At 69.1% G+C, this 14,968-nt stretch carries 14 protein-coding genes; 9 read left to right on the top strand and 5 right to left on the bottom strand.

What is annotated here, in order from left to right; genetic code table 11:
• Positions 1–27 precede the first annotated feature (27 nt).
• The 7 genes from FHT36_RS12210 (at position 28) to FHT36_RS12240 (ending at position 7,560) form a co-directional block, all read left to right on the top strand.
• Positions 28–1,005, top strand: coding sequence for an ABC transporter substrate-binding protein (locus tag FHT36_RS12210; protein WP_169122791.1), 978 nt, complete (start codon positions 28–30; stop codon positions 1,003–1,005).
• 62 nt (positions 1,006–1,067) lie between these two features.
• A complete protein-coding gene (locus FHT36_RS12215) occupies positions 1,068–2,084 on the top strand; it encodes a zinc-binding dehydrogenase (RefSeq protein WP_169122792.1) in 1,017 nt (338 codons plus the stop codon).
• A 9-nt stretch (positions 2,085–2,093) separates the two neighbouring features.
• Positions 2,094–2,513 (top strand): PaaI family thioesterase, encoded by a 420-nt coding sequence (locus tag FHT36_RS12220; RefSeq protein ID WP_169122793.1) that lies wholly within the window; start codon positions 2,094–2,096, stop codon positions 2,511–2,513.
• A gap of 11 nt (positions 2,514–2,524) precedes the next feature.
• Complete coding sequence (locus FHT36_RS12225) at positions 2,525–3,307, top strand: VOC family protein (protein WP_348644441.1); 783 nt, start codon at positions 2,525–2,527, stop codon at positions 3,305–3,307.
• Positions 3,304–4,830 carry a class I adenylate-forming enzyme family protein gene (locus FHT36_RS12230; RefSeq protein WP_169122794.1) on the top strand — a complete coding sequence of 509 codons (1,527 nt, stop codon included), beginning with the start codon at positions 3,304–3,306 and terminating at the stop codon, positions 4,828–4,830. The genes FHT36_RS12225 and FHT36_RS12230 overlap by 4 nt, the downstream gene beginning before the upstream one ends.
• Entirely contained in the window at positions 4,827–5,909 is a 1,083-nt protein-coding gene (locus FHT36_RS12235; protein ID WP_169122795.1) for a PLP-dependent cysteine synthase family protein, read from the top strand. The genes FHT36_RS12230 and FHT36_RS12235 overlap by 4 nt, the downstream gene beginning before the upstream one ends.
• Before the next feature lie 25 nt (positions 5,910–5,934).
• Complete coding sequence (locus tag FHT36_RS12240; RefSeq protein WP_169122796.1) at positions 5,935–7,560, top strand: gamma-glutamyltransferase family protein; 1,626 nt, start codon at positions 5,935–5,937, stop codon at positions 7,558–7,560.
• A gap of 233 nt (positions 7,561–7,793) precedes the next feature.
• Here the strand turns inward: FHT36_RS12240 and dxs are convergent, their stop codons facing one another.
• The 3 genes from dxs to FHT36_RS12255 all read right to left on the bottom strand — a co-directional run bounded on the left by dxs (position 7,794) and on the right by FHT36_RS12255 (position 12,038).
• A complete protein-coding gene (dxs, locus tag FHT36_RS12245; RefSeq protein WP_169122797.1) occupies positions 7,794–9,725 on the bottom strand; it encodes a 1-deoxy-D-xylulose-5-phosphate synthase in 1,932 nt (643 codons plus the stop codon).
• 119 nt (positions 9,726–9,844) lie between these two features.
• Complete coding sequence (locus FHT36_RS12250; protein ID WP_169122798.1) at positions 9,845–10,762, bottom strand: glycosyltransferase family 2 protein; 918 nt, start codon at positions 10,760–10,762, stop codon at positions 9,845–9,847.
• A gap of 7 nt (positions 10,763–10,769) precedes the next feature.
• Complete coding sequence (locus FHT36_RS12255) at positions 10,770–12,038, bottom strand: glycosyltransferase family 9 protein (RefSeq protein WP_169122799.1); 1,269 nt, start codon at positions 12,036–12,038, stop codon at positions 10,770–10,772.
• A 134-nt stretch (positions 12,039–12,172) separates the two neighbouring features.
• Between FHT36_RS12255 and FHT36_RS12260 the strand changes: the two genes are divergently transcribed.
• Both FHT36_RS12260 and FHT36_RS12265 read left to right on the top strand, forming a co-directional pair.
• Positions 12,173–13,549, top strand: coding sequence for a hypothetical protein (locus tag FHT36_RS12260; RefSeq protein WP_169122800.1), 1,377 nt, complete (start codon positions 12,173–12,175; stop codon positions 13,547–13,549).
• The gene (locus FHT36_RS12265; RefSeq protein WP_169122801.1) at positions 13,546–14,136 is read left to right on the top strand and encodes a protein-S-isoprenylcysteine O-methyltransferase; all 591 of its coding nucleotides are present in this window, start codon (positions 13,546–13,548) and stop codon (positions 14,134–14,136) included. The genes FHT36_RS12260 and FHT36_RS12265 overlap by 4 nt, the downstream gene beginning before the upstream one ends.
• A 96-nt stretch (positions 14,137–14,232) precedes the next feature.
• Here the strand turns inward: FHT36_RS12265 and FHT36_RS12270 are convergent, their stop codons facing one another.
• The gene (locus FHT36_RS12270) at positions 14,233–14,508 is read right to left on the bottom strand and encodes an exodeoxyribonuclease VII small subunit (RefSeq protein ID WP_029559001.1); all 276 of its coding nucleotides are present in this window, start codon (positions 14,506–14,508) and stop codon (positions 14,233–14,235) included.
• Between the two features lie 63 nt (positions 14,509–14,571).
• The gene (locus FHT36_RS12275) at positions 14,572–14,961 is read right to left on the bottom strand and encodes a hypothetical protein (protein ID WP_210257730.1); all 390 of its coding nucleotides are present in this window, start codon (positions 14,959–14,961) and stop codon (positions 14,572–14,574) included.
• Between the last annotated feature and the right edge of the window lie 7 nt (positions 14,962–14,968).

Below are 14,968 nucleotides of genomic sequence, written 5' to 3' on the forward strand. Positions count from 1 at the left end.
TACAACCTTCCATTACGGGGATTCGATATGAAGCGTCTTGCTCTACTGGCCGCGGCAGTCGCAATCGGCCTGTCATCTCTTCCCGCTGAGGCCGCGAAAGTGCGGATCGGATACTGGAGCTCCGGCGTCAGCCTCGGCTTCGGCTCCTTTCTGGAAGCCGGCAAGTTCATGGAAAAGCAGGGGCTCGAAGCCGAGTTCGTGAAGTTTCCGGATGTGAACGCGCCCACCAAGGCCATGGCGGCCAGCGCCATCGACTTCGCCATCGGCGCGAGCGCCGGCAGCGCCTTCTCGGTGGCCGCCGACGGCCTGCCCATGAGCATCGTGCTCGCCACCCAGGTGGCCGACCTCGACTTCGTGGTGATGGCGGATTCCCCCATCACCAAGATGGAGGAGCTGAAGGGCAACAAGATCGGCATGTCGCCGTCCGGCAGCGCCACCGCGGCCATCAGCTCGGCCATCCTCATCAAGAATTACGGCATGACTGCCGGAGATTTCGAGGCCGTGCCCGGCGCCGATCCGCGCCTCGCGCAGTTCCTGGTGCAGAAGAACATCGATGCCGCCGCCTTGCGCACCGTCACCATCGCGCTCCTGCCGGACGTGAAGCTGCGCAAGCTGTCCACCTTCCGCGCCGAGTGGGCGAAGATCACCGGCAAGCCGGCCGCGCCCGTGCTCGGCGTCGGCCTCATGCGCAACGAGTGGATGAAGGCGAACCCCGAGGCCGCCGCAAAGGTCATCGCCGGCATGCGCAACGCCTTCGAGGCCGGCAAGGCGGACAAGGCCGCCGTCGCCAAGGCCCTCATGGCCGCCGGCAACATCCCCGAGGACGACGCCAAGGCCTACGCCGCCCTGTGGGACGGCATCTACACCGTCTCCATGGAGCCCGCCGACATCGCCTCGATGAAGGCCGAGTTCGAAGTCTTCAAGAGCGTCGGCGCAGTAAAGGGCGACCTGCCCGACGCGGCCCTGAATCCTTCTCCCTATGAAGCATCCAAGGCCGTCAAGTAGTCGCCCTGGCGCAAAAGCCGCCACGACGTCCCCAAGAAACGTTCCAAGCAGAGAGAAGAGAAATGACAAAAACGATGAAGGCCCTGCTGCTGAAGCAACATGGCGACGTGAGCGATCTCGTGGTCGTCAACGACTATCCCGTCCCCAGCCCCAAGCCGGGCGAGGTGGTGATCCGCGTCGGCGCGTCGTCCTTCAACTATCACGACGTGTTCACGGTGAAGGGCATGCCCGGCATCAAGGTGCCGCTGCCCGTCATCATCGGCCTCGACATGGCCGGCGAGATCGTGGAGCTGGGCGAGGGCGTCACCGGCTGGTCGGTGGGCGACCGGGTGCTGGTGAACCCCCTCAACCCCAAGGTGGGGCTGATGGGCGAGATGATGGACGGCGGCATGGCGGAATACTGCGCCGTCACCGCCGGCCAGCTCATCAAGATGCCCGATGGCGTGAGCTTCGTGGAAGCCGCCTCCCTGCCGGTGGCCTACGGCACCGCGCACCGCATGCTCGTCACCCACAACACGGTGAAGGCGGGCGACAAGGTGCTCATCCTCGGCGCCTCGGGCGGCGTGGGCACGGGCTGCGTGATGCTCGCCAAGCAGATGGGCTGCGAGGTGATCGCCTGCGCCGGCTCAGACGACAAGATGGCCCGCCTGAAGGAGCTGGGCGCCGACCACGTCGTCAACTACCGCACCACGGACTTCTCCAAGTGGGCGGTCGAGAAGTACGGCAAGCCCCAGCGCCGCACCTATGAGGGCGGCGTGGACGTGGTGGTGAATTTCACCGGCGGCGACACCTGGGTGCCCTCGCTGCGCTGCGTGAAGCGCGGCGGCACCATCCTCGTGTGCGGCGCCACCGCCGGCCACGATCCCAAGGAAGATCTTCGCTACATCTGGAGCTTCGAGCTGAAGGTCATCGGCTCCAACAGCTTCTACCACGAGAACCTCTCCGCCCTCATGGACATGATCCAGAAGGGCGAGCTGAAGCCGGTGGTGGACAAGGTCCTGCCGCTTGAAGAGGCCGCCGAGGGCCTGCGCATGATCCGCGACCGCGAGGTCATGGGCAAGATCGTCGTCACCCCCTGAGAGGCTGCCATGTCTGACGCTCCCCTGACCAAGGAACAGGTCGAAGCCCTCCTGCTGAAGGGCCCCTTCCACCAGTGGCTCGGCCTCACCGTCGAGGACGTGGGCGAGGGCACCATCCGCCTGCGCGCCAAGTGGCGGCCGGAATGGGTGGTGAACGCCGACCGGGGCTATGCCCATGGCGGCATCCTCGCCACTTTGGTGGACCTCACCGCCGACTGGGCGCTGGTGTCCAAGACCGGCCGCGGCGTGCCCACCGTGGACCTGCGGGTGGACTACCACCGCGCGGCCATGCAGCACGACCTTATCTGCGTGGGCAAGGTCATCAAGTTCGGCGGCCAGCTCTGCGTTTCCGAGGCGCAGATCCTGGACGAGGACGGCAAGCTGCTCGCCTCCGGGCGCGGGGTCTACATGATCCCGCCCAAGGCCTGAGGAGGAAACCCGTGGCCGCGCTCGACCATGTGGTGATCAACACCCTCAAGTCCATGGACGCGGCCGCGGACCTCTTTGCGGCGCTGGGCTTCACGCTCACGCCGCGGGGGCACCATTCGCTCGGGTCCATCAACCACCTGATGATGACGCCCGGCGCCTATCTGGAGCTGGTGGGGGTGCCGGACACCGGCCGCCAGCGCCAGGAGGTGCTGGACAGCCCGTTCGGCCTCAACGGCCTGGTGCTGCGCACCTTCGACGCCGACGCCACCCGCGACCGCCTCGCGGCCGCGGGCTTCGCCCCGGCGGGGCCGGTGGCCTTCTCGCGGCCGGTGGAGGTGGACGGGGTGGAGCACGACGCCCGCTTCCGCACCGTGCGTTTCCCGCCGGAGACCTTCCCCGCCGGCCGCGTCTATTTCTGCGAGCACCTGACGCCGGAACTGGTCTGGCGGCCGGAATGGATGGCCCATCCCAACGGCTTCCTTGCCATCGACAGCTTCACCGTCTCCTCGCCCGAACCGGAAGAAGAGGCGCGCCGCCTCGCCACCGCCTTCGAGAGCACGGCGACGCCCGTGGCGGACGGCTGGCGCATCCCGCTGGACGATGCCGACGTGCTGGTGGTGCCGGGCGAGACAGCGGGCTTCCGCACCGCGACGCTCCGCTTCTCCAGCCTGGACGATATCGCGGCGCGTGCCCGGGGGCGGAGCGATGCCGGATGGCAGGTGCTCGGCACTGACGCGGGCGTGCTCAGCCTGCCCGCCTTTGATTTGAACCTGACCTGCAGGAGCAGCCGATGAGCTTGCCCGCGAACCTCGGGGATTTCGTCTGCCGCACCCATGCGCCGGACCACCCGCTGCTCATCGGCCTCGATTTCGACGGCGGCACCACCGTGCTCACCCGCGCCGCTTTCGACGCCCTCGCCGACGCCGTGGCCCGCGGCCTCCTCCGCCAGGGGCTCGTGCGCGGCGACCGCATCGCCATCCTCGCGGCCAACCGCCCGGACTATGTGGCGGTGGTGATGGGGGCCATGCGCGCCGGCATCGTGCCGGTGCCGGTGAATTTCAAGTTCCCGGCCGCGACCATCGCCGACGTGATCGCCGATTGCGGCGCCCGCCTCGTGATCCATGACGGAGAGCGCCGCGCCCTGCTGCCCGCCACGCCGCCCGAGGGCATCGCCTTCGTGGACTTCGACGGCACCGGGCCGGGCACGCTCGCCGGCCTCCTCGATCCCGGCCCGTTCGAGCCGGTGGTGCCCGCGCCCGACGAGCCTGCGCTCAGCCTCTACACCTCCGGCTCCACCGGGCGACCGAAGGGCGTGCTGCTCTCCCACGCCGCCCACCGCTGGGTGGCGGACACCCGCCGCACCGAGACCGACCTCTCCCGCGAGCGCATGCTGATTGCCGCGCCGCTCTATCACATGAACGCGCTGGCGCTGGCGCTGCTCGCCTGTGCCTCCGGCAGCACGGCGGTGCTGCTGCCCCAGTTCCGCGCGGTGCCCTATATCGAGGCCATCGCCAGCCACGGCTGCACCTTCCTCACCGCCGTGCCGCCCATGATCGCCATGATGCTCCGGGAGAAGGCGGCGCTGGCGCAGGCCGACCTCTCCGGCGTGCGCATGCTGCGCATGGGCTCGGCGCCGGTGACGGATTCGCTGGCCCAGCAGATCCGCCAGCTTCTGCCCAACGCCGCCATCATCAATGCCTATGGCACGACGGAAGGCGGGCCGATCGTATTCTCCGGGCACCCGGACGGGCGGCCCGTGCCCATGGGCTCGGTGGGCTATCCCCATCCGCAAGTTGCCGTGCGCCTCGTGGGGCCGGAGGCGCCGGAGACCGGCGAGCTGGAGATGAAGAGCCCGGCGGTGATGCTCGGCTATCACAACCGCCCGGACGTGCGCTCGCCCCTCACGGCGGATGGCTTCTACCGCACCGGCGACGTGTTCCGCCGCGACGCGGACGGCTTCTATTATTTCCTCGGCCGCACCGACGACATGTTCGTCTGCGGCGGCGAGAACATCTTCCCCGGCGAGGTGGAGGCGGTGCTCGACAAGCACCCGCAGGTGCAGCAATCCTGCGTCGTGCCGGTGCCGGATGATATCAAGGGCGAGAAACCCGTGGCCTTCGTGGTGCGCCGCGCCGGCGCCGACATCAGCGAGGAGGCCCTGAAGCAGTTCATGCTCGCCAACGCCCCCGCCTACCAGCATCCGCGCCGGGTCTGGTTCCTCGACCAGATGCCGCTCGCCTCCACCAACAAGATCGACCGCAGCGCGCTGAAGCGGCGCGCGGTGGCCGAACTGAGCGCCGTGGGGACCCCGGCATGAACGTCATCTCCCCGCCCCGCGCCGTCCCGGACCAGGCGTGGGTGGCCGAGGCCATCGCGCGCATCGAGGCGGACATCAACCGCTCGGCGGACACCCACCTCATCCGCATCCCGCTGCCGCGCGTGCCGGGCATCACGCTCTATCTGAAGGACGAATCGAGCCACCCCACCGGCAGCCTCAAGCACCGGCTGGCGCGCTCGCTCTTCCTCTATGCCCTGTGCAACGGCTGGATCGGGCCGGACACGACGATCATCGAATCCTCGTCCGGCTCCACCGCCATTTCGGAAGCCTATTTCGCCCGGCTTCTGGGCCTGCGCTTCATCGCGGTGATGCCCCGGCGGACCTCGGCGGAGAAGGTGGCGGCCATCGCCTTCGAGGGCGGCGAGCCGCACCTCATCGACGGCTGGAACACCTCGCAGGAGGCGCGCCGGCTCGCCGAGGAGCTGGACGGCCATTACATGGACCAGTTCACGTTTGCCGAGCGCGCCACCGACTGGCGCGGCAACAACAACATCGCCGAGAGCATCTTCTCGCAGATGGCGTGGGAGCCGTATCCGATCCCCGACTGGGTGGTGTGCAGCGCCGGCACGGGCGGCACGGCGGCGACCATCGGGCGCTTCATCCGCTATCGCAAGTTCCCCACGCGGCTGTGCGTGGCGGACCCGGAGGCCTCCGTCTTCCACCGCCACTATGCCGACCGCTCGGTGATGCAGGTGGATGCCTGCAAGAGCGTCATCGAGGGCATCGGCCGCACGGTGGTGGAGCCCTCCTTCATCCCCTCGGTGGTGGACCGCATGGCGGTGATTTCCGATGCGGCGAGCATCGCCGCCGCGCGGCGGATCAGCGCCGTGATCGGCCGCGCCTGCGGCGGCTCCACCGGCACCAACATCTCCGCCTGCGTGGACCTCATCGAGGAGATGGCGGCGCAGGGGAAAGGCGGGTCCATCGTGACCCTCTTGTGCGATTCCGGGGCGCGCTACCGCTCCACCCTGTATGACGATGCCTGGCTCGCCGAGCACGGCATCGATCTGTCGCCCCACATCGCGCGGCTCGATGCCGTATTCGGCCCTCAGCCGTGAGTTCCTCCTTCTTCGGGACCGCACCATGACTGCGTCGTTCGATTGGTCCGCCGGCTATCCCTCGCGGCGCCTGCCCGTGTTCGGCAACAATGTGGTCTCCACCTCCCATCCCCGGGCGGCGCAGGCGGGCCTCTCCATGATCGCGCGCGGGGGCAATGCGGTGGACGCCGCCATCGCCGCCGCCGCCGTGATGGCCATCGTGGAGCCGTGCAGCAACGGGCTCGGCTCGGACGCCTTCTGCATCCTGTGGGACGGCAAGGGCCTGCACGGCCTCAACGCCTCCGGCTGCGCGCCCGCCGCCTGGACGCCCGACTACTTCCGCGCCAGGTACGGTGCCGACGCCAAGACCCTGCCGCAGCGCGGCTGGGATGCGGTGACGGTGCCGGGCGCCGTGGCGAGCTGGGTGGCGCTCTCGGAGCGCTTCGGCAAGCTGCCCTTCGCGGACCTCATGGAGCCGGCCATCGCCATCGCCGAGCGCGGTTTCCTGGTCTCCACCAACGTGCAGCACAAATGGGCGGCGGCCGCGACCCTGCCCCAGCTCACCTCACAGCCGGGCTTCAAGGAGGTGTTCCTGCCCAAGGGCCGGGCGCCCTTCGTGGGCGAGCATGTGCGCATGCCGGGCGCCGCCCGCGCGCTGCGGCTGATCGGCGAGACGAAGGGCGAGGCCTTCTATCGCGGCGAGATCGCCGATGCGCTGGAGGCGAACGCCAAGGCCAATGGCGGCGCCCTCACCGCCGCCGACATGGCCGCCTATGCCCCGGAATGGGTGACGCCCGTCGCGCAGGACTATCGCGGCTATCAGGTCCACGAGATCCCGCCCAACGGGCAGGGCATCACCGCCCTGATGGCGCTGGGCATCCTCTCCCATTTCGACCTTCAGGGCCTTACAGCCGATAGCGTGGAGGCGCAGCACCTCCAGATCGAGGCCATCAAGCTCGCCTTCGCCGATGTCTATCGCTACGTGGCCGATCCCAGGGCCATGGAGATCAGCCCGGCGGACATGCTGGATGCCGACTATCTTGCCGGCCGCGCCCGCCTCATCGACTCGCGCCGCGCGCAGCGCTTCGCGCCGGGCAATCCGGTGCGCGGGGGCACCATCTATCTCACGGCGGCGGACGCCTCGGGCATGATGGTGAGCTTCATCCAGAGCAACTATCAAGGCTTCGGTTCCGGCGTGGTGCTGCCGGAATGGGGCGTGTCGCTGCAGAACCGCGGCTTCGGCTTCAGCCTGAACCCGGAGCGCGCCAACGTGGTGGCGCCGCGCAAGCGGCCCTTCCACACCATCATTCCCGGCTTCCTCACCAAGGACGGCCAGCCGGTGATGAGCTTCGGCGTGATGGGCGGCAACATGCAGCCGCAGGGCCATGTGCAGACGCTGGTGCGGATGCTCGACTTCGCCCAGAACCCGCAGGCCGCCTGCGACGCGCCGCGCTGGCGCTTCGACGAGGGGCTGTCCATCAACCTCGAACCGGGCAACACGCCGGAGCTGCTGGACGGCCTCGCGGCTTTGGGCCACGAGGTGGCCGTGCTCAACGACACCTATCAGGATTTCGGCGCCGGCCAGTTCATCTGGCGCATGGGCGATCCGGCGGTGGAAGGCTACGCCGCCGCAAGCGACCCGCGCCGCGACGGGCAGGCGGCGGTGAGCTGAGGGGTGGGGCGGCGGGGGTTTGGCGGTTTCCGAGCCGTACGCAAACCGCCCGTGCCACCATCGCACCCCTGTCATACCCGGCCTTGTGCCGGGCACCCACGTGGTTAGGCCGGGAACAGCATTCGGACGTTGATGCTAGCGTCACGACGTGGATGGCCGGGACAAGCCCGGCCATGACGGCGGTAAGGGTTACGTGGTCGGCAAGCCCCCCCCCCGCGCAGCCCCCCCTAACCTCACCCCGCCCGCGACAGCTCGCGCCCGGCCTTGGCCTTGCCCAGCAGGCCTTCCACCTTCGCCACGATGGCGTTGGCGTCGAGGCCGGCTTCGGCGATCTGGCGGGCCTGGGTGTCGTGGTCGATATAGATGTCGGGCAGCACCATGGATCGCACCTTGACGGTGCCGCGATCCAGGACGCCCTCATCGGTGAGGAATTGCAGCACCTGGCTGCCGAAGCCGCCGATGGAGCCCTCTTCCACCGTCACCAGCGCCGAATGGCCGGACGCCAGCTTCAGTGCGAGATCGCGGTCGATGGGTTTGGCGAAGCGCGCGTCGGCCACCGTCACGGCAAAGCCCGCCGCCTCCAGCCGCTCGGCGGCCTCCAGCGCGGCGGCAAGGCGCGTGCCGAGGGAGAGGATGGCGACATCGCCTTCGCCGGTGCCGCGCACCATGCGGCCCTTGCCGATGGGCAGCGCCTCGGCCCGGTCGGGCCGCTCCACGCCCACGCCCTCGCCGCGCGGGAAGCGCACGGCGGAGGGGCCGTCGTCATAGGCCACGGCGGTGGCGATCATGTGCATCAGCTCCGCCTCGTCGGCGGGCGACATCAGCACCATGCCGGGCAGGCAGCCGAGATAGGCGAGGTCATAGGCGCCCGCATGGGTCGCCCCGTCCGCCCCCACGAGGCCGGCGCGGTCCACGATGAAGCGCACGGGCAGGCCCTGCAGGGCCACGTCGTGGATCACCTGGTCGTAGGCCCGCTGGAGGAAGGTGGAATAGAGCGCGCAGAAGGGCTTGAACCCTTCCGCCGCGAGGCCGCCCGCGAACGTCACCGCATGCTGCTCGGCGATGCCCACGTCGAAGGTGCGGTCGGGATAGGCCTGCCCGAACAGGTCGATCCCGGTGCCCGAGGGCATGGCGGCGGTGATCGCGACGATCTTGGGATCGCGCCGCGCCTCGGAGATCAGGCTCTCGGCGAACACGCGGGTGTAGGACGGGGCGTTGGACTTGGCCTTCACCTGCGCGCCCGTCACCACGTCGAACTTCACGACGCCGTGGTACTTGTCCGCGCTCTGCTCGGCCGGGCCGTAGCCCTTGCCCTTCTGGGTGACCACATGGACGAGGATCGGCCCCGTCTTGGCGTCCCGCACATTCTTCAGAACGGGGAGCAGGTGGTCGAGATTGTGCCCGTCGATGGGGCCGACATAATAGAAGCCCAGCTCCTCGAAGAGGGTGCCGCCGGTCCAGAAGCCGCGCGCGAACTCCTCGGCCCGCTGGGCGCCGCGCTCCACGAACTTGGGCAGGTGGCCGGCGATCTGCTTGCCGATCTCGCGCAGCGAACGATAGGTCTGGCCGGAGATGAGCCGCGCCAGATAGGCCGACATGGCGCCCGTGGGCGGGGCGATGGACATGTCGTTGTCGTTGAGGATGACGATGAGGCGCGAATCCATGGCGCCGGCATTGTTCATGGCCTCATAGGCCATGCCCGCCGACATGGCGCCGTCGCCGATCACCGCCACCACGTTCCGCTCGCCACCGCCAAGGTCGCGCGCCACGGCCATGCCGAGGCCGGCCGAGATGGAGGTGGAGGAGTGGCCGGCGCCGAAGGGGTCGTATTCGCTCTCGGCCCGGTTGGTGAAGCCGGAGAGGCCGCCGCCGGTGCGCAGCGTGCGGATGCGCTCGCGACGCCCGGTGAGAATCTTGTGGGGATAGCACTGGTGGCCCACGTCCCAGATCAGCCGGTCGTGGGGGGTGTTGAACACGTGGTGCAATGCCACCGTCAGCTCGACCACGCCGAGGCCCGCGCCCAGATGCCCGCCGGTGACGGAAACCGCATCGATGGTCTCGGCGCGCAGCTCGGCCGCAAGCTGGGCCAGCTTCTCTTGGGGCAGCCGCCGCACATCTGCGGGTTCGCGGATGGTATCGAGCAACGGGGTCTTCAGCAAAGTCACGGACCACTCCGACCGGAACGAACCGGGAAACCGAGCCTTACACAGGGGCTCGCTGGTATGCAACGTACAAAGGAAGGCGCTACGGCGGCTTTCCGGTGACCTTCGTCTAGGTCGGAAATCTATACGTGCGGCGGGGCATTCCGGCGCACTCCATCGAGGCAGCCGGCGAATTTTCCCGCCCGGATGGCGACGCGGTGGAGGTCGAACAGCGCCAGCGCCAGCGCGCAGCCGGCCCCCAGCCAGACGAGCCGAGAGGCCCGCCCCCCGGCGGCGCCGTACTTCTCCCGCACATAGAGTTCCGAGTGCATCTTGGCGCGATTGATGCGGAAGGTCTGGCCGAAGGAGGGCGTGCTGGAGCGCCCGCCCGCATGGGTCACCCGCGCTTCCGTCACCACCACGATGGGGATGCGGCGGGCCAGCGCGCGGAGCGAGAGGTCGTCGTCCTCATGGTAGAGGAATATGGCCTCGTCGAAGCCGCCCAGCTCAAGGAAGGCGGCGCGGGACACCATGAAAGCGGCACCGTGGACGAAGCGGGTGCAATAATCCCCCGCAATCTCCTCCGGCGCGAGGCGCGCGCTGCGCGGCACCTTCTCCAGGATGGAGCCTTCCTTGCGCATGAGCCGGCCGTTCTCGCCCACGATGGCCGGCATGAGAATGGACGGCGCGCCATAGAGCCGTGCCGCCGCCAGCAGGCGGGGGATGGTGTCCGGCCCCAGTACCGCGTCGGGATTGAGGAACAGCACATAGGGCGTCGCCGCCCGCCGGGCGCCCGCATTGCAGGCCGTGCCGAAGCCGGCATTCACCGGCATGGCGACAATGTCGGCGGGGCGGGCGAGCGTCGCGGTCCAGGCGGTCCCCTCGGGGCTCGCATTGTCCACCACCACCACCGGACATTCGGCCGGAACGCTCGCCACCGCCCGGCCGATGACGGCCGAGCTGTTGTAGGTGACGAACACGACCGTCACGTCGGCGGGACCGGGCCTTGGGCCGTCCTCATCGGGCGGGGCCTCCGCCACGGTCGCAAAGGGGCGCGTCATGCGCGCTCTAGTGCAGCGGAACGCCGGCAAACTCAAGGCCGAGGGCGGCGAGCCCCGCCAGCGCGTGGTCCGGCGTCAGCCGCGTCATGCAGCCATGGCCGTGGGCACAGTCGGCCAGATCGCTCAGCAGGCACGGCGCGCAGCTCGCATGGGCGCTCAGAACCGCCACGCGCGGGCCGGCCGGTGCCCAGCTCTGGATATCGGCAAGGCCGGAGAAGAGGCACAGGGTCGGCCGGCCGAGGGCCGCAGCCATGTGGGCGGGCGCGGAATCCAGCGCCACCACGGCTCGCGCCCCGTCGATGACAGCGGCGAGCCCGGCGAGATCCTGACGGCCCGCCAAGTTGACCACGCAATCCGCCGGCAGTCCGGCAGCGATGGCGGCGCAGAGCGGTTCTTCTTCCGCCGTGCCGGTGAGCACGAGGCCGAGGCCGCCGGCGTCCAGCAGCCGCTCCGCCAGCGCCCGCCAGTGTTCCACGGGCCAGAGCTTGATGGCGAGGCGGGCGCCGGGGGCGAGCACCACATAGCCATCGGGAAAATCCGGCAGAGCCGGCGGGGCACCGAGGGGGATGGGCGCCGCGGGATCGGCCTGGACCGCCCGAAAGGCACCGGCCAGCACCTCAGCGAGGGCGGAGAGGCGCACCCCCGCCGGCAGCGGCGCCAGCAGGCCGCTTGCGCGGGCCGAGGCCTCCATCTCCGGCAGAGCGAGGTCGAGATCATGGCGGGTGCCGAGCCCGGCGAAGCCGACGCGAAACCGCACTGGCAGCGCGGCGAGCAGCGCGCGGGAATCGTCGGCGTGGCGCAGGTCGATGGCGATGTCGGCGGCCGGCAGATTAAGCGCCGCGACCGCCGCCAGCGCCGCGTCCGGCACGGAAGCGGGCGGATGGCCCCGCGCCGGATAATAATCGAAGCCGTGGACCGCATCGAAGAGGCCGGTCGCGGCGGCGAAGTCGCGAATGAAGGGCGCGCAGAGCAGCGTCAGGCGCGAGGCGGGAAATGCCTCGCGAAGCCGCCGGATCGCCGGCAGCGCGGTGACGAAATCCCCAGCGTGATCGAGCTTCACCACCAGCAGCGATGGCGCTGGACCAAGCGCGGCGAGGCGAGACAGGGGGCTGTCCCAGAGGCCGGGCGCGAAGCTGGGCAAAGGGATGGGCTCAACCGGTTCCGCCTCGGCCGGGGGCAAGGCCGGAGACTCGGACACCGAAGGGGAGGCCGCATCGCCGCCCGTCGGCGCCGATGGCCTCCACATGGCGGTCAGCAGATCCCGCAGCCTCGCCATGCCCTCTCCATGCCCGCCGCGTTGAGGGGCCTGCCCGCCGCCCCTGCCCTGCCGAGGTGCAACGGCTCCATTATCCCGGCGCCTGCCGTTGCCGCAACTAGCCACGCCCGGCCATCTTCGCTAGAACGCGCCCCATGCACGACGCCGAGGGAACGCTCGCAGGCCCCACCGCCGGGACCGACGCCGAAGCGCGCGGTATCCCGCCCCAGGACGCGGACGCGCGCGCCCGGGTCCGCCGCCGCCACGTCTTCTTCATCGCCGGCTTCGATCCCATGGCGGTGGAAGGACACCACCGCATCTTCGTCCGCGAGCTAAAACGCTTCGGCGACGTGTGGAATGTACGGACTCACTGCCGCGACTCGGCACCGGTGCCGACCCCCACGGGCGGATTCTGGCGAACTGAAGCTGACGGCCCCAACTGGCATACCGATACTGCGTTCGAAAACCTCGGGTGGCATGACCTGACTCGGGCTGACATGGGCCGTTCCGTCTGGAGCCACATGAAGGGCTCGGTGCGGGCCATGGCGGACATGGTGTCGAGCGGCACCATCGCCAACTACTTCCGCTCCAGCCGGCGCTACGGCCTGTTTTTTCTCTTCACCTACATGCTGCTCGCCGTGTTCTGGGGGCTGGCCGCGGCGGCGGGAATCCTTGCATATCAATGGCTTGCGGAGTTCGGCACGCTGGTCGCTACGGTCGCCGGCCTTGCCGTGACCCTCGCCGGCGGCCTGCTTTTGATGCGCTGGCCGGGGCGCCGCTTCCGGCTGAAGCAGTCGCTGGATCTGGCTGAATTTTCAGTGGATTTCGTCCGCGGCCGGCACCCCCAAGTGGAAGCCCGCATCCGCGCCTTCGCCGACCGTCTGCGGGCGGTGGAAGCGGAGGCGGCGGCGCAGGGCGTGGACGAGATTATCGTTGCAGGCCACAGCCTTGGCGCCATGCTCGCGGTCAGCGCGGTGGCCGCCGCGCTCGCTGCCGACCCCGCCTTCGGCACCCGCGCGCGGGTGCGAATCCTCACCCTCGGCTCGACCACCGCCAAGTTCGCCCTGCACCCCGCCGGCGGACGTTTTCGCGAGGCAGCAGAACGGGTTGCGGCGGCGGAGCAGATCGGCTGGGTGGAGGTGCAGTCGCGCGACGACATCGTCTCCTTCTACAAGGTGAACCCCGTCACCCTGGGTCCTGTCAGCTTCGCCCCGGTGCTGCTGCCGCCGGGGGACTATTCGCTCAAGCCATTGATCCGGCATGTGGAAATCCGCCAGATGATCTCGCCGGCCATCTACCGCCGCCACTGGTTCGACGTGATGCGCCTGCATTGCCAGTGCTTCCTCGCCGGCGACATCCGCTCCACCCACGATTTCTACGCCTATGTGTGCGGGCCCCTCTCGTTCGACGTTTTGGCCTCACATACCAATAGCTTACGGGCCTATCTGCTGCCCGACGGAACCCTGCGCCCCCTCGTCTTCGACGCGGCCGGCTGCATCCTCCCCCTCCCGGAATCCGAGACCGCCGCATGAGCCTCCTGACCTTCGCCAAGATCGCCTGGGCCGTGGGCGTCGTATCCTGGTACGTCCTGCGTATCCCCTTCGAACGAAAGGCGAAACGCCAGCGCGTGGCGGATGCGCGGCACCGCAATCTGCGCGAGATGATCCTTCTGTCCATCTCCACGCTGGGGCTCGGGATCATCCCCGCGATCTATGCGGCGACGGGCTTCCCCGGGTTCGCCGCCTACCCGCCGACTGGGCTTCAGGTGGTGGCGGGCGTGGTGGTGTTCGCCGGCTCGCTCCTGCTGTTCTGGCGAACCCACCGGCAGCTTGGAAAGTATTGGTCGGTGACGCTGGAGATCAAGGACAAGCACGAGCTCATCACCTCGGGGGTGTATGAGAAGGTGCGCCACCCCATGTATTCGGCCTTTTTCCTGTGGGCCCTGGCGCAGGTGCTGCTTCTGCCGAACTTCATCGCCGGACCGGCTGGCCTGATCGGTTTCGGCATCCTGTTCTTCTTCCGCGTCGGGCGCGAGGAGCAGATGATGCGGGAAGCCTTCGGCGCCGAGTATGACGCCTACGCCCGTCGCACCAAGCGCGTCATTCCGGGCATCTACTGAACAGACCGGGAAAACGGGCGCCGAAGCGATTCGGTCCCGCTGCGTTCCCCTGCTGTCCCGGACAAATCCTGCAACCGTCCCGTTTCGGGACGCTTTTCAGGCGTCCGGATCGAGGGGCTGGGTGCCCGCCGGGCGCCCGGCGGCGTCGCGGGTGATGGTCTCCACCCGCGCCTCGGCGGCCTTCAGCAAGGCCTCGCACCTCTGCTTCAAGGCTTCGCCGCGCTCATAGATGGCGATGGATTCCTCCAGCGGCACGTTCCCCCGCTCGAGATTGGCGACAATGGCTTCCAGCTCGGCAAGCGCCTGCTCGAACGAGAGATTTTCGACGCCGGCAACCGCCGTGCCGCCCTTTGCTCCGCTCGCGCCTGCCATGGCCGCCTCCTGATTCGACAGGCGCCCACCATAGACGACACCCGCCGCCACCCGAAGCGCGGCTCAAAAATGCAGATAGCGTGAGACGACCGGCAGTTCGGCGACGAGCGCCAGCAGAACCCCGGCTGCCGTGAGGTAGATGCCGATCGCGAAGACCTTCACCAGCCGGTTGTAGCGCACCCGGCGGAGCGATTGCGTCTCCAGCATTCCCACGAGGGCACGGAGCTGGAAGGCGATGCCCAGCGCCAGCAGGATGAAGGCGACGAAGGCCGAGCCGCCCCAGCGGCCGGGCATGAACGTCCAGTTGGAAAGAAAGGCGAGGGAGAAGCCGCCGACCACGCCGATGGCGGTGACGGAGCCGTTGCGGAAGGTGGGATCGAGAAGGTGACCCGGCGCGCCCGGAAGGCTTCCCTCGCGCCCCGCGTCCTCGTCTCCTGCCGGCCCTTCCGCCATGCGATCA

The sequence above is a fragment of the Xanthobacter sp. SG618 genome (assembly GCF_012932745.1).
In the GTDB taxonomy this organism is placed as follows: Bacteria; Pseudomonadota; Alphaproteobacteria; order Rhizobiales; family Xanthobacteraceae; genus Xanthobacter; species Xanthobacter flavus.

Bases quoted from the DNA above. Each gene is read 5' to 3' on its own strand.
- FHT36_RS12210 (WP_169122791.1), top strand. From the start codon at position 28: ATGAAGCGTCTTGCTCTACTGGCCGCGGCAGTCGCAATCGGCCTGTCA.
- FHT36_RS12215 (WP_169122792.1), top strand. From the start codon at position 1,068: ATGACAAAAACGATGAAGGCCCTGCTGCTGAAGCAACATGGCGACGTG.
- FHT36_RS12220 (WP_169122793.1), top strand. From the start codon at position 2,094: ATGTCTGACGCTCCCCTGACCAAGGAACAGGTCGAAGCCCTCCTGCTG.
- FHT36_RS12230 (WP_169122794.1), top strand. From the start codon at position 3,304: ATGAGCTTGCCCGCGAACCTCGGGGATTTCGTCTGCCGCACCCATGCG.
- FHT36_RS12235 (WP_169122795.1), top strand. From the start codon at position 4,827: ATGAACGTCATCTCCCCGCCCCGCGCCGTCCCGGACCAGGCGTGGGTG.
- FHT36_RS12240 (WP_169122796.1), top strand. From the start codon at position 5,935: ATGACTGCGTCGTTCGATTGGTCCGCCGGCTATCCCTCGCGGCGCCTG.
- FHT36_RS12250 (WP_169122798.1), bottom strand. From the start codon at position 10,762: ATGACGCGCCCCTTTGCGACCGTGGCGGAGGCCCCGCCCGATGAGGAC.
- FHT36_RS12255 (WP_169122799.1), bottom strand. From the start codon at position 12,038: ATGGCGAGGCTGCGGGATCTGCTGACCGCCATGTGGAGGCCATCGGCG.
- FHT36_RS12260 (WP_169122800.1), top strand. From the start codon at position 12,173: ATGCACGACGCCGAGGGAACGCTCGCAGGCCCCACCGCCGGGACCGAC.
- FHT36_RS12265 (WP_169122801.1), top strand. From the start codon at position 13,546: ATGAGCCTCCTGACCTTCGCCAAGATCGCCTGGGCCGTGGGCGTCGTA.
- FHT36_RS12270 (WP_029559001.1), bottom strand. From the start codon at position 14,508: ATGGCAGGCGCGAGCGGAGCAAAGGGCGGCACGGCGGTTGCCGGCGTC.
- FHT36_RS12275 (WP_210257730.1), bottom strand. From the start codon at position 14,961: ATGGCGGAAGGGCCGGCAGGAGACGAGGACGCGGGGCGCGAGGGAAGC.